Below are 23,888 nucleotides of genomic sequence, written 5' to 3'. Positions count from 1 at the left end.
CATCTACATGTTTTGGCCCGCGGTCTATCGCGTTTTTTTAGTTGCGTAAAACGCTGTTCCTTTGAGTATTGAAAGTCAATAACAAAAAGTAAAAACATAATTTAAAACGAAAACATCATGAAAAAGTCATTCACATTAGCAGCACTATTATTAGTAGTAACAACAGGTTTATTTGCAGCAAGCCCCGCCAAAGCATTCAACAACGATGGTGGCGATAATGGCACCGTTGTTATCCAGGCCATGCGCACCGCTTTAGGTTTCGGCATATCTATCCAAAACCCGGCAAGGGCAACCGTTACCATTACTGATAAAAACAACCAGGTAATTTTGCTTGATAACCTGGGTAAAGGTAAATCGGTAGAGAAGGCCTACAACCTGGCTGAACTTGAGAACGGTAATTACACGTTAACCGTTAATAACAATAAATCAACCGTTACAAAACAACTGTACGTTTACGAAGAGTACGGTAACAAAGCTTACCTGTTTGTACAGTAACAATACAGGTAGTTATAAACGCCTCCCGATACATTGGGAGGCGTTTATAACTACCTATTATCTCAACGGCTAAAAATAGCCGTTCGTCTATGTTTGCTGCCCCGCGGTCTATCGCGTTTTGGTATCGTTTGCTAAAAATATTCCTTTGTGTGCCGCTGGTATGCAGATATTAAAATGCAGACCGGTTAAGATTTAGCAGGGGGCATAAAGGTTTCTTTAGTGAGATTTAGTTAACCTTTGTGCCCTGCTGCTTTTGTAAATGTTAGCTAAGTAATTATAAATTAAACTGTGGCATAGTTTGTGTGCCCACCTTGGGAGCATATATTCTTATAATTAAAGCATTTACACACTATGAAATTTATTAAGACGTTGATCCTATCAGCAATAGCAATGGGTACTGTAGCAATTAGCTCATGTACAAAAGACGATAACAACGCAACAGCATCGGGAACAATTACAGCAACTATCGACGGAAAAGTAACCACTTTTGATAAAAATTTAGTAGGTGGAACCAGTACAGTTAACAGCAACACGTTTACAAGCATACAAGGCGATGACGATGCAGGTAATAACCTGTCAATTACTGTAGTTGGGGTACTAACGCCTGGTAAAATATTTAAATCGAACGATGCTAACGAGCAAAACAGGCCTATCGTTATTTACACAGCCGTAAACAATGATAGCTATGTAAATGATGATAACGCTGTATCTAATATTGTGACAGTAGCAGTATCTGCAGCAGCTTCAAACAATATAGAGGGTACATTTAGCGGCGGGCTTACCACACTTGTAGTTGGTAACGGCACAGCAAAAACTAAAACTGTTACCAATGGTAAGTTTAATGTAGCACTTACTAACTAAGCAATGCAACGTTGTTACGAATAATATAAAAAAGCCACCCGGTATTCGGGAGGCTTTTTTATATTATTGCGTGGTTTTTCTTGATTCCTGCATCGGGTTGGCGCCGCTGGTTGCGCCTCTTGGTAAGGTTTGCTGCTTAAACAACTCGAACCTGGTTGGCGCAAATTCCCTTGGCCAACTGTTGTTGCCCTCATCTATATCAGCAGTTTCGCGCTCGGGGTCGAGTTTTATGGAGCGTACTTCTTTATTCTTGGCGAATACCTTGGTTATTTTCTGCTCGTTATGGCGCCAGATATAGGCCGAGATCTTTTCGGTTTCTTTACTGCCATCGGCGTAGGTCCACTCTATAACCAATGGTGATACACAGCCGCCACGGTTGGTTAGGCTAAGCTCGTAAAAGAAGTTTTTGGTGTCGTACATTTTCTTCTCATCCGCGCTTAGGCCGTTGTACATGGCCTGGTAGCTTTGGGTGGTCATTGGCGTAGCGGCAAACCTATCCCATTTGCTGTAAAAGTCCTGCAGGGCGGTATCGGCCTCCACGGTAAATTTATCGCCCGCGGCTTTATTGCGTTTGTTGCTTATGTTTTCCATATTACGGTCGAACTGTGCACGATCAAACGTAGCTTCATTAGCCGGGTTTTTAGTGTTGATGCGATAGTACTTAACACTATCTAAGGATATGTCAACAGGGTCGGTACCGTAGAACCAGCCGCGCCAAAACCAATCCAGGTCTACTGCTGATGCATCTTCCATGGTGCGGAACAGGTCGGCAGGGGTAGGGTGCTTAAAGGCCCAGCGGTGCGCGTAAGTTTTAAAGGCGTAGTCGAAAAGCTCGCGGCCCATTACCGTTTCACGAAGGATGTTTAAGGCTGTTGCCGGTTTGGCATAGGCGTTAGGGCCAAAGCGGGTAATGTTCTCCGAGTTGGTCATAATGGGCTCCAGCTCGTTCTTTGGCAACTTCATGTAATCAACAATTTTATAAGCAGGCCCACGCTGCGATGGGTAGTTAGGGTCCCAGGCTTGCTCGGTTAGGTACTGGCAAAAGGTGTTTAACCCTTCGTCCATCCAGGTCCACTGGCGTTCATCAGAGTTTACGATCATCGGGAAAAAGTTGTGCCCAACTTCGTGAATAATTACGCCTATCATGCCATTCTTAGTAGCCTCGCTATAAGTTCCGTCCTTTTCGGTACGGCCATAGTTAAAGCAGATCATCGGGTACTCCATTCCGTTTGATGCCTCGACAGAAATAGCAACCGGGTAGGGGTAAGGGAAAGTGTGTTTTGAGTAGGTGCGTACGGTATGCGCGACTACCTTGGTAGAATATCTACGGTACAAAGCATAAGCCTCGGGGCCGTAGTACGACATAGCAATTACTTTTTTGCCGCCATCAATTTGGGTAGACATGGCATCCCAAACTATCCGGCGCGAACTTACCCAGGCAAAATCCCTTACGTTTTCTGCATGGAACGTCCATGTTTTGCGGGTAGTAGCGTGGCCTTTCATCAGTTGCTTAACCTCATTAAGGTTTACTACTTCAATGGGTTGGGTAGCGCTTTGCGCGTCGTTCCAGCGTTTTAGTTGTGCCGAGCTAAGGGTTTGCGCGTAATTGCTGCACTGGCCGGTACCACCTACAACATGGTCGGCAGGTACGTTAATGTTCACTTTAAAATCGCCAAAGGTGAGGGCAAATTCGCCACGGCCTGTAAACTGTTTATTTTGCCATCCCTGGAAATCGCTATAAACAGCCATCCTTGGATACCATTGCGCCATGGTGTATAAGTAATTACCATCCTCGGGAAAGAACTCGTAACCACCGCGGCCTCCAATGGTTAGCCTGTCGCTGATGTTGTACCACCAAACCACTTTAAACTTAAATTTCTGGCCCGGCTGCAAAGTTGCAGGCAGTTCTACCCGCATCATGGTTTGGTTAATGGTGTAGGCAAGCGCGTTGCCGTTAATATCTTTTATGCTTACAATATGGTTGCCCAGGTCCAGGTTATGGCCCATAATGCCCTGTAACTGGCGCATGCTCATTTTGCTTTGCATTTTGCTTTCGTCGAACTTTAGGTTCTCGGCATCTTTTTTATGCTCGTTCTCGTCAAGCTGTAACCAAAGGTAGGTAAGTGGGTCGGGCGAATTGTTGGTGTAGGTAATGGTTTCTACCCCATCAAGGCGTTGCTTATCATCGTCAAGTTTGGCGGTTATCTCGTAATCGGCCTTTTGCTGCCAGTACTTTGGCCCCGGCGCGCCCGATGCCGAGCGGTACTCGTTTGGGTCGGTTATCATGGTGCCCAGTTGCTCAAACTTGTTGCCATGATTAGAGCCGGGATTGTTTTCGTTTTGCGCTACCGCGGATGCAGAGGCGAACAAGCAAAGTGAAAGGAAGTAGTAAATTTTCTTCATCTGAATTTTATTAATACAAAGCGCTCGATGCACATAATGAAAGCTATCCCAAATATAGCTGATGAAAGGAACAACACCCAATCGCGGCGGGGCGTTTTTAGTAATTTTATGATTACATGGGCTAAAATAAGCACGGTAAGCACAATTAGCACCTGCCCAAACTCCAACCCAACGTTAAAAGCGAACAGTTCGGCAGTGATATTGGTGCTGGTACCCAGCAGGCTTTTCAAATAGTTGGAGAAGCCCAACCCATGAATCAATCCAAACAATAAAGCCAAAATATAACTGAACCGTATAGTATTAGCAGACCGTTCTTTGTTAAGAATGTTCACCAAACTTGTAATTACGATGGTTACCGGGATCAGGAATTCGATAAATGAGGTGTTAACCTTTACCACATTGAGCGCGCTTAGTGCCAGTGTGATAGAATGCCCAATAGTGAAAGCTGTAGCCAGCACCAGCACTTTGCGCCAGTCGGCAAGGAGATAGGTGCCACAAAGGACGGTAACAAATAAGATATGGTCGTAACCCTGCCAATCGCAGATGTGTTGCCAGCCAAGCTGAAAGTATAAGCCAAAATCCTGCATGGATATTAATTAGCGATTAACAATAAAAATAGCGTTTTTTGCGTAAAGATATATTTTACAGGCAATATGCAGGCTTTATTCATTCTTTGGTTCGGGTTATTTCATCCCTTTTATGTAAGCGTTACCGAAATAAAACACAACCCCAAAACACAAGCCGTTGAGGTAAGCTGCCGCATGTTTTATGACGACCTGGAGCATGCCCTGGAGAAAGATAATAAAGTAGCGCTTGATATTGTAAAGCCTAAAGATAAAGCCCAGCTTAACCGTTTCATTAACGAGTACGTTAAAAAGCACCTCAGCATCCGCGCGGAAGGGAAAGTTTTAAACCTGAGTTATATGGGTTACGAGATCCAGGAAGATGGCGCCTGGGCCTACTTTGAAATAAAGGGCATACCATCCGTGAAAAAAATAGACATCCACGACGACCTGCTTAACACCCTGCACCCCGAGCAGATCAACATGCTGCACGTAACCATCGGCGGCAACCGCAAAAGCACGAAGCTTGATGCGCCCGATGCGGATACGAGTTTTAGTTTTTAGGAGAGGATTAAGTCAACAAATTGAACTGTCATGCCGAACTTGTTTAGGCATCCCATGAGCAAAGTCGCCTACTTGTCCTGTGAGATCCTGAAACAAGTTCAGGATGACTTGTGCGTTACTCCGTTAGTACCGTAAACTTAAAGTCGAGCGGTTCAAAATTGCGGATAAGTTCGTCTATAAATAGTTGGCCCCATTTTACATAGCTAAGGCCAAAATTTTCTGAGCGTTCCTGCAGGCTATTGTTTGGGAAGATATCGGCTTTAATAGATTCTATCTGCTCCAGGCGGGTGTGGTAATTGCGTTTTTCGGCCTTTACCATTTTCTTTTGCAGGTTATCTATAGCGTGCTTTAATCGTGCCTGTACAGCCCCGGCCGATGGCTCGAGGGTTGGGTCTATTTTATGAGATCGGAGTTTTATCTTTTCGAAAACACGTTTCAGTTCGCGCCATTCTTCGGCGAGGGTAAGGTCGTGGTTGCTGTGTTTTTTAACCCAGCCGTTTTTGATCTCGTCGGCACTTTTAAAGATCTCGGCGGGGGCAAGCTCCATGCTTTTTATCTTGGCGGCTGTTTCTTTGCGGATAACCAGCCCCGAGTTACGCAAGATCAGTATCGGGAAATCAACTTTATATTGGTCGAAGTTTGATTTAAGCTCCAGCCAGTAAACCAGCTCGGCACCACCACCTACATAAGCAATGTTGGGTAGAATGCATTCCTGATATAGCGGGCGCATCACTACGTTAGGGCTGAACCTTTCGGGCGCGGTTTTAATTTCTTGTTTTAATTCAGCCTCGGTAAAGCTGATATCGGTATTCATTACACTGTAGCGGTCGTTTTCAAAAACAAGGCGTTCGCGCAGGTTATCCTTCAGGTAAAAGAAGTTGATCTCTCGCGGGTTTACCTGGATATGAACGCCAAGCTTTTGTAATTGCTCGTTAACGGCGGTGATATTTTTAAAGCTGTTTTGCTGGATGATATCCTGCTCGATGATGGGAGCGAAGGACTCTTTCAAGCGATGATCGTCGGCATCGATAATAACCAAACCATAACGGCCAAAAAGGGCGTTAACCAGGTAGCGGGTAGCGTCGGCAAGGTGGTCGAATTTGGTGTAGGCGGTTTCTACCATTTCACCAAGTTCTGATGAGTGTCCATCTATTCCCAGCACACCTTTGTACTGGTTAAGCGCCTGGCGCATGGTGTCCGGGTTGATACGCCCCGTAGCACCCGAAGCCTCGTACCACCAGTGCACTTTTTTACCACCTATGTTGGTGTAGTTTATTTCGGCAAAATCATGATCTTCTGATGCCATCCAGTAAACCGGGACAAAGTTTTTATCGGGATGAGCTTCTTTCAGTTGTCGGCATAATTTTATGGCGGTAACTATTTTGTAAATAAAATAAAGCGGACCGGTAAATATATTAAGCTGGTGGCCGGTAGTAACGGTGTAGGTGTTGTTTTCCTTAAGTAATTCTATGCGTTTGCGGATGAAGTCCGCAGATTCTAATTCCGGTTCGCCTTTTTGAGAATTGCCAAAGTATTGTTCAAGTAAAACCTGCGCTAACAGGTCGCGGTTGGCAATTACCTTTTTATGATTGAAAAGCTCCGCGAAACCTTCAAGGGTGGGGCGCTCGCCGTAAAATGACCTTAACTCCGGAACGTTCTCCAGGTAATCAATAACCGTTTGGGAAAAATACCCGGTGTCTTTATAGTCAATACAGGCTGCGTCCATTGTTGTTTGAATTTCGGATTAGAGGCTTGGTGCATAGTTACTCACCCGATCATTGCTTCGCTCGACCACCCTCTCTTCGCTGCGCGGAAAGAGGGCTCTTTATTTTCTCACCCTCTTTGCGAAGCAGAGAGGGTCAACCAGCGTAGCGTAGTTGGGGTGAGTTAATTGCAAAGTGCTCTTAATAACCTGAACCTAATCAACGTCGAAATTAGATTTTAATATCTTAATAGCAACACGCGGTCTGTAAAATTGGTTTTATTTTACAATTTGTCCATAAAGGTCAAAGTCCTCGGCGTTGTCAATTTTAACGTTAACAAATGTACCTACTGCTGCGTAGTCGATAGAAGCGTCTATCAAAACTTCGTTATCCACCTCGGGCGAATCAAATTCGGTACGGCCGACAAAGTAACCACCGTCTTTTTTATCGATAAGCACCTTGTAGGTGTTACCAATCTTCTCCTGGTTTTTATCGAACGAGATGCCTTGCTGGATTTCCATGATGGCATCAGCGCGTTCTTGCTTTACTTCTTCGGGTACATCATCCACTAAGCTATGGGCATGTGTTTTTTCCTCGTGCGAGTAGGTGAAACAGCCCAGGCGGTCAAACTTGGTATCGGCTACCCATTGTGCCATTTCTTCAAAGTCGTGCTGGGTTTCGCCGGGGTAACCTGTTATCAGAGTGGTACGCATGGCGATGTTTGGCACGCGGTCGCGAATCTCGTTCACTACATCGATGGTCTTTTGCTTGGTCAGCCCGCGGCGCATCGATTTTAGCATGTTATCTGTAATGTGTTGCAACGGCATATCCAGGTACTTACAAATATTATCACGCTCGTTCATCACATCCAAAACCTCCATCGGGAAACCGGAAGGGTAGGCATATTGCATTCTAATCCATTCCACACCGTTTACATCACTAAGGCGGCGTAAAAGTTCATCAAGGTTACGTTTGCCGTAAAGGTCGAGGCCGTAATAGGTAAGGTCCTGCGCGATAAGGATGATTTCCTTAGTGCCGTTCTTAACCAGGCTTTCGGCATTTTTAACTAACTGGTCAATAGGCGTACTCACGTGTTTACCGCGCATCAGCGGGATGGCGCAAAAAGAGCAGGGGCGGTTACAGCCCTCGGCAATTTTAAAATAGGCAAAGTGCGAAGGAGTGGTCAGCAAACGCTCACCTATTAGTTCATGTTTGTAGTCCGCCCCGATGCTGTGTAGTATGTTTTGAAGGTCGTTGGTGCCAAAATAGGCATCAACGTTGGTTATTTCGGCTTCTAATTCGGGCTTGTAGCGTTCGCTTAAACAACCGGTTACGATCACCTTACCAACCTTACCCTGCTCTTTAAGCTCGCTATATTGCAGGATGGTATCGATAGATTCCTGCTTGGCGTTATCAATAAAACCACAGGTATTGATCACGATAATATCATCACTGCGCATTTTATCAGATTCGTGAACCACATCATAGGCGCTGCCCTTAAGCTGGCCCATCAGTACTTCACTATCGTATATGTTTTTTGAACAGCCCAAAGTAACCACGTTTACACGGGGCTTCTTTGTTAGTATCGGCTTTGTAATTTCTTTTGTTCTCATTATGTTTTTTCCACGCCGTCTTTACGAGGTACGAAGCAATCTCTTTGCTATACAGGGCGGATCTGTTTATGTAGAGATTGCTTCGTATCTCGCAATGACGCTTTTATTTATTAGTGCTTACGCGCTCATGTATTTCTTACTTAAATAAGCTGTCTACAAACGCTTGCCTGTCAAACAGCTGCAAATGCTCAACGCCTTCGCCTACACCTATATATTTTACCGGGATCTTAAACTGGTCCGAGATCCCTATCACTACGCCGCCTTTAGCAGTGCCGTCAAGTTTGGTTAAGGCAAGGGCATTAACTGCGGTAGCCTCGGTGAACTGTTTGCATTGCTCAATGGCGTTTTGCCCGGTTGATGCATCCAGTACCAGCAAAATCTCGTGTGGTGCGCCGGGGATCACCTTTTGCATCACATTTTTAATCTTAGTAAGCTCGTTCATCAAACCTACCTTATTATGTAAACGGCCCGCGGTGTCAATAATTGCCACGTCGTCGCCATTGGCAACGGCAGACCGCAGGGTATCGTACGCTACCGAAGCAGGGTCGCTGCCCATGGCTTGTGCCACAACCTTTACATCGACACGTTCGCCCCAAAGTTTTATCTGGTCAACCGCTGCTGCGCGGAAGGTATCCGCGGCGCCTAAAACTACCTGGTTACCTGCTTGCTTTAGCTTGTGGGCCAGTTTGCCAATAGTAGTGGTTTTACCCACACCGTTAACACCAACCACCATTATTACATAAGGCTTTTGTGTGCCGTACTCAAAAGTGCGGAAGTCGTTACTGTTGTTTTCGGCAAGCAGGTTCTGGATCTCGTCTTTTAACAAGTTGTTAAGTTCGGAGGTGCTTACGTATTTGTCTTTAGCTACACGCGCCTGGATGCGCTCGATGATCTTCAGGGTAGTGCTCACGCCCACGTCAGATGTTACCAGCACTTCTTCCAGGTCATCCAGCACGTCATCATCAACCGTACTTTTACCGGCAATTACTTTGGTAATCTTGGAAAAGAAATTGTCCTTGGTTTTTTCCAGGCCGGTATCAAGCGCCTGCTGTTCCTGCTGCGTGGTTTCCTTTTTCTTGAAAAAATCAAATAATCCCATAAGTAAGATGTGCAGATTTTAAATGTGCAGATATGCAAATTAACAATTAGAAGCGGGATGTTTGCTGCCGGATAAACATATCCCTGCAACATTCTGTCAAACATACATCCATAACAAAAAAAGCCCTCTCGTTAAAACAAGACGGCTTTTATATTTTTACTAAAAGTGATTACTGTTTACCAGCAATAGCATCTTTAATGTTATCGTTTGGAACGATCTGCTCTTTGAATGAATAAGCACCTGTACGAGGCGATTTGTTCATCGTGATCACTTTTGAAAACTCTTTTCCTTTACCCTGTACTTTTAGGGTTGCAACTACTTTCTTAGCCATGTTTTTATGTTTTAATAAGTTGTGCTTACAATGCCGCGTTTATACAAACGCGCATCTACAGCAAACAGCTTAAATTATTTAATCTCTTTATGTACAGTTACTTTCCTTAAAACCGGGTTGAATTTTTTCATTTCCAGTCTTTCAGTTGTATTTTTTTTGTTTTTGGTGGTAATGTAGCGAGACATACCCGGCATGCCGCTGGTTTTATGCTCTGTGCATTCTAAAATTACCTGAACCCTGTTGCCTTTCTTAGCCATTTTCTGTTATGTTTTGAGTTGCCTGCCAATCGTTAAGATATCACATCTTTACCGTAGCCCCAACAATCTATTAATATTAAATAGAGCCTTTTTTTACAAACTTGTTGATACAAGCAGTAATACCATTTTTGGTGATAGTTTTAAGTGCCGAAGTAGATACTTTTAGAGTGATCCATTTATCTTCTTCAGGGATATAAAACCTTTTAAGTTTTAAGTTTGGATAAAACTTGCGTTTAGTTTTAACGTTCGAGTTAGAAACGTTAAAGCCATTCATGTAGCCTTTTCCTGTTAAATCACAAATTCTTGACATGACAAATATTTTTTAATTCTCGTTCTTTTCCTAAAAAGAGTTTGCAAATATCAGCTTTTTTACTGAAATAAACAATGGAGTTTTTAAAATATTTCAAAAAATATTTAAACGCTGGTAATAAGCGTTGTTTACCTATAAAATGGCGCAAACGATTGCTCAATCTGTTTTACCTAAAAAATAATATATATTAAACTACAGGTAGCCTAAAGTTATTGATTATATAGAACCAAATCCTTATTGTTGTTAATCGATTTACAAACCAATAATTAAATTTAATGTTTAAATTTAACTAAGTAAAACCTTTTAGCAATTTGATTTTTTGTGATTTGATAATCTTCTTAAATTATTTTAAAAAGATTTAAGAGTCAAGCGACTATATAGTTTAAAAATTGCTAATTTACGCCACCATTATATACTACCATGCAAGTTAAGTCATTTGAAGAATACCAGCAGGTCTACCAAAAAAGTGTGGACCAACCCGAGCAATTTTGGGAAGATATCGCCAACAATTTTTTATGGAAAAAGAAGTGGGACAAGGTTTTAGACTGGAATTTTACCGAACCAAAAATTGAATGGTTTAAAGGCGCCAAGCTAAATATTACCGAAAACTGCCTTGACCGCCACCTGGAAAAGAACGGCGATACTCCTGCTATTATCTGGGAACCAAATGACCCTACAGAAGATCATCGTATTTTAACCTATAGGCAGCTGCATGATAAGGTGTGCCAGTTCTCGAACGTGCTCAAAAATAATGGCGCCAAAAAAGGCGACCGGATCTGTATATACATGCCCATGGTGCCCGAGCTGGCCATTGCTGTTTTGGCCTGTGCCCGTATCGGCGCTATCCACTCAGTTGTGTTTGGCGGGTTTTCGGCACAATCTATTGCCGATAGGATCAAGGATGCCGAATGTAACATCGTGATAACTGCAGATGGTAGTTTCCGCGGAACTAAAGAAGTGCCGTTGAAATCTATTATCGATGACGCGCTGGTACAATGCCCGACTATTAAAAGGGTAATTGTACTTACCCGCAGCCGTACACCGGTATCTATGATAAAAGGCCGTGATGTATGGTGGGAAGATGAAGTTAAAAAAGTAGAGACTCAAGGTAACAGTGAGTGCCCTGCCGAAGAAATGGATGCCGAGGATATGCTGTTCATCCTGTACACATCCGGCTCTACAGGTAAGCCAAAAGGTGTGGTGCATACGTGTGGTGGTTACATGGTTTATACAGGCTATACGTTCAGCAACGCTTTCCAGTACCAGCCGGGCGAGGTATATTTTTGTACGGCAGATATAGGCTGGATCACCGGGCACTCGTATATCGCTTACGGGCCGCTTACACAGGGCGCTACTTCGGTAATGTTCGAGGGGATCCCAACCTGGCCGGATGCAGGCAGGCTTTGGGATATTGTAGAGAAATTCAAAGTCAATATATTATATACCGCCCCAACCGCTATCCGCTCGCTAATGAGTTTTGGCGATGATGTGGTGAAGGGAAAAGATTTTAGCTCGCTAACAAAACTGGGCTCGGTAGGCGAACCGCTTAACGAGGAGGCCTGGCACTGGTTCGACGAGAAGATAGGCAAAGGTAAATGCCCTATTGTGGATACCTGGTGGCAGACCGAAACAGGTGGCTTCATGATCTCGCCGATTGCCAATGTTACGCCATTAAAGCCGGGCTACGCAACTTTGCCATTGCCGGGCGTGCAACCTGTATTGGTTGATGAAACGGGTAAAGAGATAGAGGGTAACGGCGTAAGCGGTAACCTTTGTATCAAGTTCCCTTGGCCGGGTATGTTGCGCACTACTTATGGCGACCACGAACGTTGCCGCACTACTTACTTTGCCACTTACCCCAACCTGTATTTTACGGGAGATGGTTGCTTACGCGATGAGGACGGTTACTACCGCATTACCGGCCGTGTAGATGACGTGCTGAATGTATCCGGGCACCGTATTGGTACTGCCGAGGTAGAGAATGCCATTAACATGCACAGCAGCGTGGTAGAAAGCGCGGTAGTAGGCTACCCGCACGATATTAAAGGCCAGGGTGTTTACGCCTTTGTGGTAAGCCCCAACAAGCACGGCGATGACGACTTAACCCGCAAGGATATCATGATGACGGTATCGCGCATTATTGGTGCCATCGCCAGGCCGGATAAGATCCAGTTTGTGACCGGCCTGCCAAAAACACGATCCGGCAAAATTATGCGCCGCATTTTAAGAAAGATAGCCGAAGGCGATACTGCTAACTTAGGCGATACCAGCACCCTGCTTGACCCTGCTATTGTTGAAGAGATAAAGGCAGGGGCTTTGTAAGAGATGGAACCGGCAGATATAGAAAATCATTTGCTTGAGAAACAGGAAGCATTATGCCAAAAATATAATGCGAAGTATATTCCAACTCCGTTAAATGGTATTATTGGAGTTGCCCTGGAAACTTTTACAGAGTTGGGAATGCCAGTCAATGGGTTAAGGCATTCGGGGCGAACACATGATACATGTACATGGTATATATGGGCTGGAGAATATTCTTCAAAAAGTGACTTTTTTAAACCGGTTCATATAGACCATCTTCTTGAAGTTTGTCCCCAGGCTGTAAATTATTTAGGTTTAGCACCAGGCTGGCGATTCTTATTTGATAATAAAGGGTATGAAGATGTGTGTTATGATAAAGAACTTTTAAGTGTAATAACTTAAACTAAATTCCATCCTATTCGTTCTTTCTATACATCTAAATAAGGAGAAACAAATCATGGATAAGTTAGAATTAAAGGGTGGCTGGAACGAGCTGAAGGGGAAAATAAAACAAGCCTACGGCGATTTGACCGACGACGACCTGGCCTGGGAAGAAGGTAAGGACGATGAAACGCTTGGCCGCTTGCAGCAAAAAACAGGCAAAACCCGCGAAGGCCTTATAGACTGGCTGAAAAGTTTATAAAAGGAAAAGCCTCAATTTAATTGAGGCTTTTCCTTTATACAGGCAATTTCCTCCGTGCCAACCCACATCCTTTCGCACCCCTCCCGAGGGAGAACTAAAAAGCGAACAGGCAACACTGTGTTCAATCAACCTTTGAAATGATATTTTTTAGCTGATGGATATGCCTTTGTGTATGAACCGTGAAAAAACCGATCCATTCCATACGGGTAAATTCACCAAAGCCGGGTATGGCATAATCCAGGCAGATCTCTGTAAGGTCTTTATTAACAATCACCTCCCGTAAAGGCGCTATCTGGGTTTTTAACGAGGTAAGCAGGTCACCTTTGTTTATGGTATCATTTGTCGGGAGGATCTCTTTCGGTGATTCCATTTTTATGGTGAAATCTAAAAACAGTTTGCTTACCTCTGCGGATTTTTCATCAGGGGCACGGTCTGCTGCCTTTGTATGGCCATTTAGCACACCAGCTGCATCATACGATTTGATAAGATGGTCGCCTACCTGGCCGGCTGTCCAGCTGTTTTCAAAAGGAACGGTATTGAGTTGCTCCGGAGTAAGCGGGGTAAGTAGATCAATTAACTCGTCTGTCGTTTTATCGAAACGGTTTGAAATTTCGTTTTTCATAGCATTTATAAGTTTAATTGTACAATACAAAGCTATAGGCATAACATCACTATTTAGGGGTGGGATAATGACAATCTAAGGGGGCGATTGTGCCAAAAATATTGCAGAGTTTATTTTCCTCCCTGTCATCCTGAGCGCGAGCGAAGGATCTAATAGCGAATTAGCAAATCGAATATGCATGTCGGCGAATAGATGCTTCACTGCGTTCAGCATGACAAAGGGAAAGGGCCCCCGCTGCGACAAAAAAGTATTGCTTAACAAATAAAAATTACCCTACTTTTATAGCATACCCCAAATCACAATGCCCGCAACTGATTCACAACCCGCACTCATCCAACCCAAAGCAAAAATAAACTACATCGATCACCTTAAAGTGGTGCTTACCATGCTGGTTATTCTGCACCATACGTTTATTGCTTACGGCGCGCCGGGTGGCTGGTATTACACGCAAAAAACAACGCTTGCAGCGGCCATACTACCCATGACAATTTTTGTGGCTGTTAACCAGGCGTTTTTTATGGGGTTCTTCTTTTTCCTGTCGGCGCTGTTCGTACCGGCATCGTACGATAAAAAGGGCCCGGTAAAATTTGTTACCGATAGGCTTGTCAGGCTTGGCGTGCCTTTACTATTTTACTCATGGGTATTGTCGCCGTTTTTAAGTTTTATATCCTACAAATGGGCCCAGGGGCACAATATTACCTACCTGCAATACTTAAGCGGGTTTGATGGTTGGATAAACTTCGGTGTGTTATGGTTTGTGGCCGCCCTGCTGTTGTTTACCCTTTTATATGTTTTGTACCGTGTTATAGCAGGCAGGGTAGAAAAGCCCGTTGCTTTGCCTTCGGTGACGAGAATAATTGTTTTTGCGATGTGCATAGGCTCGTTAAGCTACGCCGTACGTATTGTTTACCCGGTGGGGTGGGTGCTGAAGCCACTCGGTTTCCAGTTAGGGCATTTTCCACAATATATCTCCCTGTTTATTTTAGGGTTGATAGCCGCTAAAAATAAATGGCTTACCATTGTTGAACTTAAAACCGGCAAACAAATGCGCAACATTGCCATTTGCGTTGTGCTGATAGGATTTGTATTGTTCTTCATCGCACGCAAAACCCTAAACTTCCCGGTAGAGTGGTTTAGCAGCGGCGCGCACTGGCAGCAGGCTTGGTATGCCATATGGGAGCAGTTGGTTGGCTTCGCCATTATCACAGCGTTGCTATGCATCGGCAAGCACAAATGGAATAGCCCCTCTACTTTCCTGGCAACATTATCGCGCAGCACATTCGCGGTTTATATATTTCACCCGCTGTTGGTAATTTCATTAACGGTAGCCGTGAGCGGCTGGGCAATAGAACCAGCTATTAAATTGCTTATAGTGGCGCCATTGGCGGTGGCAGGCAGCTTTTTATTGGGGCTGGTGCTGGTTAAAATACCGGGCGTAAATAATATAATTTAATACATCGGTGCTCAAAGCTTAATTCAATTATAGTTATTTTTGCCGCATGGCAAAATCTAAACAACCCACTATACTGGTAGTAAATGATGATGGTATAACCGCGCCGGGCATCAAAGCCCTGATGCATACCATGAAAACATTGGGCAGGGTAGTGGTAGTAGCGCCGGATAGTCCGCAGTCGGGTATGGGGCATGCTATAACTATAGGTAAACCGCTCCGTTTAGATGAGGTTGATATTTACGAAGGCATAGAAATGTACCGTTGCAGTGGTACCCCGGTAGATTGCGTGAAGCTGGCAGTAACCAAAGTGTTTAACGGCGTAAAGCCTGATCTTTGTGTGTCGGGTATCAATCACGGGTTAAATAACTCCATCAATGTGCTGTACTCGGGCACCATGTCGGCAGCTGTTGAGGGTGCGATAGAAAGCATCCCTTCTATAGGGTTTTCGTTGGATGATTATACAATGGAGGCCGATTTTGAACCTTGTCAGAAATACGTAAAAGAGATAGCGCAGCAAGTTTTAACGAATGGGTTGCCTGTTGGTACGGTGCTTAATGTGAATTTCCCGGCTGGGGATAAAGTTAAAGGTATCAAGATCTGTCGCCAGGCCAACGCCAAATGGGCCGAAGAATTTGATATGCGTATGGATCCGTATAAACGCCCTTATTACTGGCTTACCGGCGTGTTTCAAAATAACGACCACGGCGAAGATACCGACGTTTGGGCGCTGGAGCACAATTATGCATCTGTTGTGCCCGTACAATTTGATATGACTGCCCATCACGCTATACCCATTTTAAATACCTGGACGTTTAATGTTTAAAAAGAATAATATTTATATAGGCTTTTTATATGGATGCGTTGCCCCCGTACTTGCCTGGCTAATCTTCGCGGTGTTGTTGAAGAACGATGCCATTATTATGGATAAACCTGCCGCGCCATACCTGATAGCTGTTTTACTGAATTTGGTAGCGTTGCGTTTTGCAGCAAGGGCACATCTGGATAAAATAGCCTACGGGATAATGATAGCCACATTTGCGTGCACGCTATTGGTGTTTGTATTTAAGATGCATGGATAGATGAAGTACTACCTGGTAGCCGGCGAGGCCTCGGGCGATATGCACGGGGCAAACTTGATGAAGGCTTTGAAAGAGCTGGATGGACAGACTGATTTTCGTTTTTTTGGCGGCGACCTAATGCAGGCCGAAGGTGGCACGCTGGTGAAACATTACGCCGATATGGCCTTTATGGGTTTTGTGGAGGTGGTTATCAATCTTAATACTATCCTGAAAAACCTGAAAAAATGTAAGCGGGATATTATGGCTTACCAGCCTGATGTTTTAGTACTGATAGATTTCCCGGGGTTTAATTTAAAGATAGCCGAGTTTGCCAAAGCGCAGGGTATAGAAGTATATTATTACATCTCGCCAAAAGTGTGGGCCTGGAACCAAAAGCGTGTACTGAAAATTAAACGCGTGGTAGATCATCTGTTCTGCATCCTGCCGTTCGAGGTAGAGTTTTACAAAAGCTGGGGGATGGAGATTGACTACGTGGGCAACCCGCTGCTGGATGCGGTAGACGCGTTTCACCCTAATGCCAATTTCCTTGCAGATAATAACCTATCCGGTAAAAAGATAGTCGCGCTGCTACCCGGCAGCCGTAAGCAGGAAATAAGCCGTTTACTACCCGAGATACTTGGGGCTATGGAGAAATTTCCGCATCATCAATTTGTTGTGGCAGGTGCACCATCATTCAATAAAGAATACTATAGCCAATACCTGGGCGATAAAAATATCCCCGTGATATTTAATGCCACCTATGATATCCTCGCTAATGCCGAAGCCGCGGTTGTGGCATCGGGCACAGCAACGTTAGAGACCGCATTATTTAATGTGCCGCAGGTAGTGGTCTACAAGGGCAACGCGCTAACTATTGGTATAGCCCGCATGCTGATTAAGATAAAATTTATATCCCTGGTAAATCTTATAATGGACAAGCAAGTGGTTACTGAACTAATACAGGCCGATTGTACTTCAATAAATATAACAGAGGAATTAAACAATCTGCTACATAACGCCCACCATCGCCAACAAATGCTGGCCGATTATGATGAACTTGATGAGCGAATGGGCACGCCCGGCGCCTCAGCCAAAACAGCTAAACTGATTGTAAAATATGCTCAAAACAAGAAAGCCCTGCTAAAATAGCCGGGCTTTCTTGTCTCAAAGGGGTGTTTTAAATAGATGTTGTAGATTATATGATTGATCAGGCGGCTACCAACTGTTGTTGAGCGGCTTTCTGTTTGTTGCTTGTTATAAACTGATTTCTCTCTCTGAAAGCCTTAAGGTCTTCCATTAATAAGTTTTTTAATTCGTTATCAAAATGGGTAACTAATTTACTTGTTGCAGGTTTGTATTGAGCTTTCATAGGTGATATATAGTGTTGTAAGTAATAGTTGTAATTTTTTATTAAGCAGCGGTGCGGCTTGTAGTTTTTAATTTTTTAAGATCGCTCATCAAGATATTCATTAACTCTTTGTCGAAACGGTTAACTAATTTGCTGGTAGCTGGTTTTTGGTAAGTTTTCATAGTTCAAAATATTTTAAAGTTTTTTAGTTTTTAGTTTTTAGTTTGTTTGTCGTCTTCGTTGTCCTGGTTTTCGCTAAGGTTATCATGTCTGCGTTTTGCTTCTTTGTATTGCCTTGCTATTTGCTCTTTGTCTCTATCGTCGGATGTTTCTTCGGGAGCTTTGGGGTTTTCCCACTCTTTCTTTTCATCCGGCTTTTCATTTATTTCGTCGATCATAATTTCATCTCCGTTTGATAAGTACTATTCCAAACTGATGCCAAACTTTTTCATCCCGATAAAAAAAATGACATCAGGCACAATATATTTTGAGATTTAAACCAAAAAGGCGTTAAAAAGGGCGTTTTTACAACGAATAATAAACAGTATGTAGTAAAAGGGTGTATGCAAAAGCAGTACATGCTGTTGTAAAGAATAGTCAACACTCCGTTTGATGGTGTATAAAGTGTCAGTTTTAGAACAGGGGGGTGTTCGGTTAGGGGCGATGGGAAAGTACTTAAACAAAAAAGCCTGACTGTTAAGTCAAGCTTTAATTAAGGTGGAGAATATCGGAGTCGAACCGATGACCTCTTGCATGCCATGCAAGCGCTCTAGCCAACTGAGCTAATCCCCCGTGTGTTGGGATGGCAAAAGTAGTAAAATTTGTGAAACGTCAAATGCTTGTTGTGATTTTATTTTAGGACTTACAAAATCTTTTAAAAAAGTAAAGCCCCTGATGGGCAGGGGCCTTTACTAACCAATTATAAACCTAAATTATGAGAAGACTTGTTTGTTATTTTTAATAGTGTAAAAGTAACACTAAGTTTTTATATGCAACGAATTTTTTTGTAATTTTTTTGTAACATTTTATCTAATGCGCCAAATAAGTTATTGCATTTGCAATAATACAACAATTCGGTTAACAAATGTTTAAAATAATGTTAATTTATTAAATAATTATGCATTTACCGGCCTTGAGTTTAAAAAAGAGTAAAATCGAATCGATTATTATGGATATTTTTCAATAAGTACTTTTTTGTTGCTTTTATTCAGCTAAAATCAGGGTTATTTTAGCATTTGGTGTACTTATTCAAATAAAAACGGCTAAAATTGTTTAATGCCGTTTTTATTTACGGTTTTTGTCTTTGTTTTTTACTTACATATAAAACTTAGCTTAAAATAAAGCAAGTGTTGCAGATTTTGCTCATCAGTATCCAATATCGTATTGTTATTGGTAACGGTGCGGAGGTTAAAGTTATAGGGTACGTTGTTATTTCAGCTTTATCTTAACTACTTCGGCACGTTCTTCGGCCAAATTATTCCCCCATCGGGCTACGGCTAACAAAAGTGGTATTAATGTTTCGCCAAAGGTAGTTAACGAGTATTCGACCTTTAAAGGGGGCTTGGTTGTAAATACAATACGGTTTATCAACCCATCATCTTCCAATTGCTTTAACTGGATGCTTAAAGTGCGCTCGGTAACCACGGGCATTAGTTTGCGTAATTCGTTATAACGCTTTTTACCATTTTTTAAATAATACAATATCACCATCTTCCACTTACCGCCAACGTAATCCATGGTAATACTGGTGCTACAGGGGTAAAATTTATCGTCTATCTTGTAGAGTTCGGTTTCTGTATCAATTGTCATAATGTAATGCTATCCATTTGGATAGTTATTGCAAAGGTATTATACTATCAATAGTTTTGCAACTATAAAAAAGATAGTATAAAATGAAAGCGTACGAACTAAAGGAAGCCGGGTCTGTAGATCAGCTTCAAATAATAGAAATTGAAAAACCAATTGCCGCTGCAAGCGAGATTGTTATTAAAACCAAAGCTATTTCCATTAATCCTGTTGAAGCTAAAACCCGGAGCGGTAAAAGCTTTTATAACGATTTTAAAAGCAAACACTCGCCCATTATATTAGGGTGGGATGTATCTGGTGTGGTTGAATCTGTTGGTGCTAATGTTACAGACTTTAAGGTTGGTGATGAAGTTTTTGGGATGGTGAACTTTCCCGGCCACGGTAAAGCTTATGCTGAATATGTGGCCGCCCCGGCAAAACACGTCGTACAGAAACCCGTGAATATTAGCCATGAAGAAGCTGCTGCCGCAACATTGGCCGCACTAACGGCTTTGCAAATTCTGCGTAACTATGTCAGGACCGGCGATAATATTTTGATACAGGCCGGCGCAGGAGGGGTAGGGCACTTTGCTGTACAAATAGCGAAAATTATAGGTGCGAACGTAACAGCGACAGGCTCGGCAACAAATACGGCGTTTATTAAAAGCCTTGGCGCTGATACCGTTATTGATTATACCGCGCAACCATTTGAACAAGGCTTAACTAACCTTGATTTTGTGTTGGATGCCACCGGTGGCGAACCTTTTAAAAAGGCATTAAATATTGTAAAAAAAGGGAGTACCGTGGTTTCGCTGCCATCTGGTGTAATTAGCGATGATATTAAAGAGGTGGCCTCAGTCTTAGGCGTTAATGCGGTATTTCAGTTGGTAGAAAGCAGCGGGGCGGATATGCGGCAAATAGCCGATTGGCTGGCAACAGGCAAATTAAAGGCAGAAGTATCGCAGGTGTTCCCGTTTGATAAATTAGGGGATGCCCATCTTGCTATCGAAACCGGGCGTACACGGGGCAAAATTGTAGTATCGTTATAAATACGCTTAGCAATTGTGATTGGGTTTGGTATTAAGTATTGTTAGTGTTTATGCTATGACAAGTTGAATACATTCGCGCACGGTTAAGTTTTTTGATACATCTCCCTTGGCAACTCTTCTCCCTGTGTTATACTCTTCTGCAACTATGCGCAACTTCTCTTCAAGCTGCCTGCATAGTTCCTCGTCCCTGTCATAACCTATCGATTTTAAAGGGGTGTTAGTTAGTAAATTATAAGAGTGATCTACCGGTAAACCACAAATATTTAAAATATCGTATTTGATTTGATTACTAATAAAAACTATATCCATCGGCCTAAAACTTTTAACAATATTTTAATTTATACGTAAATATAAGCAATACATTACTTAAAAAAATGCTTGAAAGTGTTATGTATAATTTGATTGTTATTTACTGAGAAATATTTCTCACGAAAATAAATATTTGTTTAAATATATTATATATTGAGAAATATATTAATTGGGAGTAGTCAAAAAATAGGGCGGATAGTACAAATACGTTTTTTTAAAATCACGTAGAAATACGTGGTTTTAAATAGCAACATCAACAAGCCGGTGTTTTAATGCAAAAAGCACTAATCCGGCAGTATTTCGGCATTTAACTTTATTAATCAGGGCAATACGGTGGCCTTCAATAGTGCGCACACTTAAATACAGCTCGGCGGCAATTTCGGCATTGCTAAATTCTTTACAAATGAGGTTGAGCACCTGCCCTTCGCGTTTAGATAGCGTAATGAGCATCCCATTTAATATCTCTTGCGAGTTTGAGCGGTGGTTTGCACTATTGCGCAACGCTTTTATAACATCGGCATTAAAATAAAACCCATTTTTATGTACAGTGTTTATAGTTAACAACAATTCATCCTTATCGCAGTTTTTTGCAAGGTATGATGCTGCGCCACCGTCTATCATTTGGGTTATTAAAGTTTCGTTAGCGTGTACGGTTAATATAATAACTTTTATAGCGGGGTGATGTATGTGCAGGTACTTATTAAGCTCGATACCGTTCATGCCGGGCATATCCATATCTATAATAGCAATATCCGGCTGGATCTTAAAGGTATTAAGGGTGTCAATAAATGCCTGCCCGCTTGAACACTCGGCAACCAACGTAAAATTTTCTACAGAGTTTACCAGCAATGCCAGGCTTTGCCTAAACAAATTTTGATCGTCTACTATAGCTACGCTTATCTCTGTCATGGTTACGCGTTAACTATTGGGCACTCAATTTTAATCTGGAAACCTTTTCCTGCGTATGGTTCCAGCTTATAAGTAGCGTTAATGCTTAGTAAACGGCTTTCTATATTTTGCATGCCCATGCCTTTTTTTGCCGTTTCGATATCAGCCGGCAGGCCTTTGCCGTTATCGGCATATTCAATAACTATCTGTTCGGTACCGGCATTAAAATCAATACTGGCCTTACTTGCACCCGAGTGTTTAATGGTATTATTCAGCAACTCCTCCATCACCCTATAAATAGCTGTGGATGTTGTTATAGGCAATTGTTCTAAAACCTTATCGGCGTTGTTGCCAAGTGCTATCTCTAACTTGCCAGATTGATTGATAACGGTGCAATGCTCGTTAACAGCCGCCGCAAGCCCGTAATATCTTAATGTTGTAGGCGATAGGTTATGCGATATGTTGCGCACATCCTTTACAATTTTATCAATAATGGTTTTGGTAGATTGAGTAAAATCCTGATGGTTTTTATCGTTGCCACCGCTGGGTTTAAACATTTCTATCAGTAGCCGCAAACCGGATATAGTTGTACCTACATCGTCATGCAGGTCCTGCCCAATTCGTTTGCGTTCGGCCTCCTGCGATTCTATCACCGCTTTTAATAACTCCTTCTGATGCGCAATTTGGGCCTGTTGAAATTGCTGCCGCTGTTTCAATAGCCGGTTTTGGTTACGGATGGAAAAAAGTATGAACGACACGACCAATAAAAAGGTCCCTGCCATCCCTAAGGCTACTAATATGAGGATATTGTCTGTAGTGCTCTGCATTTATAAAATCCTACGGCAAATAAAAGGTATTCAAATATTAAAACGGTGTCATGTATGGCCCAAACCAACCGGCTGATATCCGGGCTTGCAAGTAAATAATTAGAGAATATAAACATGAACAGGCAGCTTGCAAAGTATAACAAGATACCTGCATTTATCCAATTGTATATGTTATCGCCCCAACTTTCCTCGTCGTTTTGGTTTTTAAGTATAAAAAGCAAGCTATATACAATAATAATAATAGCGCCTAATGGCCTTGTGTACGTGTTAAACTCAATTTTATTTTGAATAAAAAAGTAATTTACAATACATAAGATAGTAAATCCCAAAATCAACCCTGTAAATAACTTTCGTTTTTCTTTGCTAAAAAACATGCTGTAAAAAAGCGAATGTGCTATAAACTCGATAATCCCATAAAGGTGCATCATCCAGGTAGTGGTATGGTGCATAGAAATTAATACCAAAGACAACAAGTTAAATAGCCCCGAAAATATCAAGTACCAAACAATTATTTTTAGAGGTGTTGTTAGTTGAGTAAAATTAAGCAGTGCAAATACAATGGGTATCAGCACAGTAGGAGGCACTATATAGCTGGCGTAAATATTAAAAGCAGTTACGTTCATAAGCCTTAAATATATAATAAAGCTTATAAACATAACTGGAATAATAAAATTACATGTCTAAGGTATCGCCAACTCCGGCGCCGCAGGTTGGCGGGCAGGCCGTAGTCATATCATAAATGTTACTTTGCGAATCGCCAACCGGGCCGCCAACAAGTGGAAGCGTGTGTACTTCTTCGCCCTCGGTTATTGGCACCAGCATTAGTTGCGCGCTCATGGGGTCTGTTTCATCTGTTAAACCAATAAATGCCTTTACTGCTTCGGCAGCAGGGTTGTAAAGCATAATGTTTTGAAAATCCACAATCGGGATAGTAAACGAACGGATTTCAAAATCGGGGTTGGTAGCGGTTAGATAAGCGCGCCAGTTTGCAGCCCACTCTTTAGCGGTTGCAACGGGGATGGTCCCATCAGGATCGGTAGTTGGCATATAATTTTAAGGTTAAAGGTTAAAAAATCACAATGATGCTTCTGATTATTTGCGAGGGCGTGTATTTGATGATCGTGTTTCACCTTTGTTAAAAACTAACGCCACACGCGCAAAGCCGAGGCAAGTTAATAAATTCAAATAAGTGTCTTATTAACTCGTAATCAATGAACAAAATAAACAGAACGATGACTTATACGGCCACGCTTCAAATTTAGTTGTAATAAAGAAAGCCCTCCTGTGTTAACAGAAGGGCTTTCTTTATAATGTCTCGTCCTGAAAAAAGTTGACTAATAAATGGTCAACAAAATGAGTTACAAGGTAGTTAAAGTAAAAGGTGAAGCCTCGCATTTAAAGTATAG

28 protein-coding genes and 1 tRNA gene are annotated in these 23,888 nt (G+C 42.5%); 11 read left to right on the top strand and 18 right to left on the bottom strand.

All coding sequences use genetic code 11. The annotated features are described in order from the left end of the window. Positions 1–117 precede the first annotated feature (117 nt). Both ACVW0P_RS00145 and ACVW0P_RS00140 read left to right on the top strand, forming a co-directional pair. On the top strand, positions 118–495 hold the full coding sequence (locus ACVW0P_RS00145) for a hypothetical protein (RefSeq protein ID WP_457130277.1): 378 nt from the start codon (positions 118–120) through the stop codon (positions 493–495). 351 nt (positions 496–846) lie between these two features. Then, the gene (locus tag ACVW0P_RS00140) at positions 847–1,356 is read left to right on the top strand and encodes a hypothetical protein (protein WP_457130276.1); all 510 of its coding nucleotides are present in this window, start codon (positions 847–849) and stop codon (positions 1,354–1,356) included. A gap of 63 nt (positions 1,357–1,419) precedes the next feature. Here the strand turns inward: ACVW0P_RS00140 and ACVW0P_RS00135 are convergent, their stop codons facing one another. Together ACVW0P_RS00135 and ACVW0P_RS00130 are read right to left on the bottom strand one after the other, a co-directional pair. After that, entirely contained in the window at positions 1,420–3,759 is a 2,340-nt protein-coding gene (locus tag ACVW0P_RS00135; protein ID WP_457130275.1) for a M1 family metallopeptidase, read from the bottom strand. Further along, complete coding sequence (locus ACVW0P_RS00130) at positions 3,756–4,346, bottom strand: HupE/UreJ family protein (RefSeq protein ID WP_457130274.1); 591 nt, start codon at positions 4,344–4,346, stop codon at positions 3,756–3,758. The genes ACVW0P_RS00135 and ACVW0P_RS00130 overlap by 4 nt, the downstream gene beginning before the upstream one ends. Positions 4,347–4,412: 66 nt before the next feature. Here ACVW0P_RS00130 and ACVW0P_RS00125 point away from each other — a divergent pair, with 66 nt between their 5' ends. Then, on the top strand, positions 4,413–4,886 hold the full coding sequence (locus tag ACVW0P_RS00125; protein WP_457130273.1) for a DUF6702 family protein: 474 nt from the start codon (positions 4,413–4,415) through the stop codon (positions 4,884–4,886). Between the two features lie 115 nt (positions 4,887–5,001). Here ACVW0P_RS00125 and bshC read toward each other — a convergent pair whose 3' ends face one another. From bshC to rpmB, 6 genes are all read right to left on the bottom strand, one after another. Continuing rightward, positions 5,002–6,612, bottom strand: coding sequence for a bacillithiol biosynthesis cysteine-adding enzyme BshC (gene bshC / locus ACVW0P_RS00120; protein WP_457130272.1), 1,611 nt, complete (start codon positions 6,610–6,612; stop codon positions 5,002–5,004). A gap of 255 nt (positions 6,613–6,867) precedes the next feature. After that, the gene (gene rimO / locus ACVW0P_RS00115) at positions 6,868–8,202 is read right to left on the bottom strand and encodes a 30S ribosomal protein S12 methylthiotransferase RimO (protein WP_457130271.1); all 1,335 of its coding nucleotides are present in this window, start codon (positions 8,200–8,202) and stop codon (positions 6,868–6,870) included. A 136-nt stretch (positions 8,203–8,338) separates the two neighbouring features. Next, on the bottom strand, positions 8,339–9,301 hold the full coding sequence (gene ftsY / locus ACVW0P_RS00110; protein WP_354428450.1) for a signal recognition particle-docking protein FtsY: 963 nt from the start codon (positions 9,299–9,301) through the stop codon (positions 8,339–8,341). A 169-nt stretch (positions 9,302–9,470) separates the two neighbouring features. After that, positions 9,471–9,632: a DUF4295 domain-containing protein gene (locus ACVW0P_RS00105; protein ID WP_354428452.1), complete on the bottom strand. Its 162-nt coding sequence runs from the start codon at positions 9,630–9,632 to the stop codon at positions 9,471–9,473. Between the two features lie 74 nt (positions 9,633–9,706). Then, positions 9,707–9,889 carry a 50S ribosomal protein L33 gene (gene rpmG, locus ACVW0P_RS00100; protein WP_067063463.1) on the bottom strand — a complete coding sequence of 61 codons (183 nt, stop codon included), beginning with the start codon at positions 9,887–9,889 and terminating at the stop codon, positions 9,707–9,709. A 76-nt stretch (positions 9,890–9,965) separates the two neighbouring features. Beyond that, on the bottom strand, positions 9,966–10,199 hold the full coding sequence (gene rpmB / locus ACVW0P_RS00095) for a 50S ribosomal protein L28 (RefSeq protein ID WP_067063465.1): 234 nt from the start codon (positions 10,197–10,199) through the stop codon (positions 9,966–9,968). Between the two features lie 420 nt (positions 10,200–10,619). On the opposite strand from rpmB, the gene acs reads away from it, so the two are divergent. From acs to ACVW0P_RS00080, 3 genes are read left to right on the top strand one after another with little or no spacing between them, the layout of a single operon-like run. Continuing rightward, complete coding sequence (gene acs / locus ACVW0P_RS00090) at positions 10,620–12,521, top strand: acetate--CoA ligase (RefSeq protein ID WP_354428455.1); 1,902 nt, start codon at positions 10,620–10,622, stop codon at positions 12,519–12,521. 3 nt (positions 12,522–12,524) lie between these two features. Continuing rightward, positions 12,525–12,902, top strand: a complete 378-nt coding sequence (locus tag ACVW0P_RS00085; RefSeq protein WP_457130270.1) for an immunity protein Imm33 domain-containing protein — start codon at positions 12,525–12,527, stop codon at positions 12,900–12,902. A gap of 55 nt (positions 12,903–12,957) precedes the next feature. Then, entirely contained in the window at positions 12,958–13,143 is a 186-nt protein-coding gene (locus ACVW0P_RS00080; RefSeq protein ID WP_117394098.1) for a CsbD family protein, read from the top strand. Between the two features lie 121 nt (positions 13,144–13,264). Here the strand turns inward: ACVW0P_RS00080 and ACVW0P_RS00075 are convergent, their stop codons facing one another. Then, positions 13,265–13,765 (bottom strand): DinB family protein, encoded by a 501-nt coding sequence (locus tag ACVW0P_RS00075; RefSeq protein WP_457130269.1) that lies wholly within the window; start codon positions 13,763–13,765, stop codon positions 13,265–13,267. Positions 13,766–14,066: 301 nt separating this feature from the next. On the opposite strand from ACVW0P_RS00075, the gene ACVW0P_RS00070 reads away from it, so the two are divergent. From ACVW0P_RS00070 to lpxB, 4 genes are read left to right on the top strand one after another with little or no spacing between them, the layout of a single operon-like run. Then, positions 14,067–15,218, top strand: a complete 1,152-nt coding sequence (locus ACVW0P_RS00070) for an acyltransferase family protein (RefSeq protein WP_457130268.1) — start codon at positions 14,067–14,069, stop codon at positions 15,216–15,218. A 46-nt stretch (positions 15,219–15,264) separates the two neighbouring features. Beyond that, positions 15,265–16,041: a 5'/3'-nucleotidase SurE gene (gene surE, locus ACVW0P_RS00065; RefSeq protein ID WP_354428465.1), complete on the top strand. Its 777-nt coding sequence runs from the start codon at positions 15,265–15,267 to the stop codon at positions 16,039–16,041. Further along, positions 16,034–16,297: a hypothetical protein gene (locus tag ACVW0P_RS00060; protein WP_457130267.1), complete on the top strand. Its 264-nt coding sequence runs from the start codon at positions 16,034–16,036 to the stop codon at positions 16,295–16,297. Before surE ends, ACVW0P_RS00060 begins: the two co-directional genes overlap by 8 nt. Then, positions 16,298–17,425, top strand: a complete 1,128-nt coding sequence (gene lpxB, locus ACVW0P_RS00055; RefSeq protein ID WP_457130266.1) for a lipid-A-disaccharide synthase — start codon at positions 16,298–16,300, stop codon at positions 17,423–17,425. 58 nt (positions 17,426–17,483) lie between these two features. Here lpxB and ACVW0P_RS00050 read toward each other — a convergent pair whose 3' ends face one another. The 4 genes from ACVW0P_RS00050 to ACVW0P_RS00035 form a co-directional block, all read right to left on the bottom strand. Continuing rightward, a complete protein-coding gene (locus ACVW0P_RS00050) occupies positions 17,484–17,645 on the bottom strand; it encodes a hypothetical protein (protein ID WP_457130265.1) in 162 nt (53 codons plus the stop codon). Between the two features lie 191 nt (positions 17,646–17,836). Beyond that, on the bottom strand, positions 17,837–18,022 hold the full coding sequence (locus tag ACVW0P_RS00045) for a hypothetical protein (protein ID WP_457130264.1): 186 nt from the start codon (positions 18,020–18,022) through the stop codon (positions 17,837–17,839). 320 nt (positions 18,023–18,342) lie between these two features. Next, positions 18,343–18,416, bottom strand: a tRNA-Ala gene (locus tag ACVW0P_RS00040). 636 nt (positions 18,417–19,052) lie between these two features. Then, positions 19,053–19,433, bottom strand: coding sequence for a winged helix-turn-helix transcriptional regulator (locus tag ACVW0P_RS00035; RefSeq protein ID WP_354428491.1), 381 nt, complete (start codon positions 19,431–19,433; stop codon positions 19,053–19,055). An 83-nt stretch (positions 19,434–19,516) separates the two neighbouring features. Between ACVW0P_RS00035 and ACVW0P_RS00030 the strand changes: the two genes are divergently transcribed. Beyond that, positions 19,517–20,458: an NADP-dependent oxidoreductase gene (locus tag ACVW0P_RS00030; RefSeq protein WP_457130263.1), complete on the top strand. Its 942-nt coding sequence runs from the start codon at positions 19,517–19,519 to the stop codon at positions 20,456–20,458. 48 nt (positions 20,459–20,506) lie between these two features. On the opposite strand, the gene ACVW0P_RS00025 is transcribed toward ACVW0P_RS00030, so the two are convergent. The 5 genes from ACVW0P_RS00025 to ACVW0P_RS00005 all read right to left on the bottom strand — a co-directional run bounded on the left by ACVW0P_RS00025 (position 20,507) and on the right by ACVW0P_RS00005 (position 23,529). Then, positions 20,507–20,767, bottom strand: a complete 261-nt coding sequence (locus ACVW0P_RS00025; RefSeq protein ID WP_457130262.1) for a hypothetical protein — start codon at positions 20,765–20,767, stop codon at positions 20,507–20,509. A gap of 240 nt (positions 20,768–21,007) precedes the next feature. After that, positions 21,008–21,676: a response regulator transcription factor gene (locus tag ACVW0P_RS00020; protein WP_457130261.1), complete on the bottom strand. Its 669-nt coding sequence runs from the start codon at positions 21,674–21,676 to the stop codon at positions 21,008–21,010. Between the two features lie 2 nt (positions 21,677–21,678). After that, positions 21,679–22,482, bottom strand: coding sequence for a sensor histidine kinase (locus ACVW0P_RS00015; protein ID WP_457130260.1), 804 nt, complete (start codon positions 22,480–22,482; stop codon positions 21,679–21,681). After that, positions 22,449–23,105: a hypothetical protein gene (locus tag ACVW0P_RS00010; RefSeq protein ID WP_457130259.1), complete on the bottom strand. Its 657-nt coding sequence runs from the start codon at positions 23,103–23,105 to the stop codon at positions 22,449–22,451. Before ACVW0P_RS00010 ends, ACVW0P_RS00015 begins: the two co-directional genes overlap by 34 nt. 49 nt (positions 23,106–23,154) lie before the next feature. Continuing rightward, positions 23,155–23,529 (bottom strand): hypothetical protein, encoded by a 375-nt coding sequence (locus ACVW0P_RS00005; protein ID WP_354428501.1) that lies wholly within the window; start codon positions 23,527–23,529, stop codon positions 23,155–23,157. Positions 23,530–23,888: the final 359 nt, after the last annotated feature.

Source organism: Mucilaginibacter sp. UYNi724 (assembly GCF_054057495.1).
This window is presented reverse-complemented; position numbering and strand designations above follow the sequence as displayed.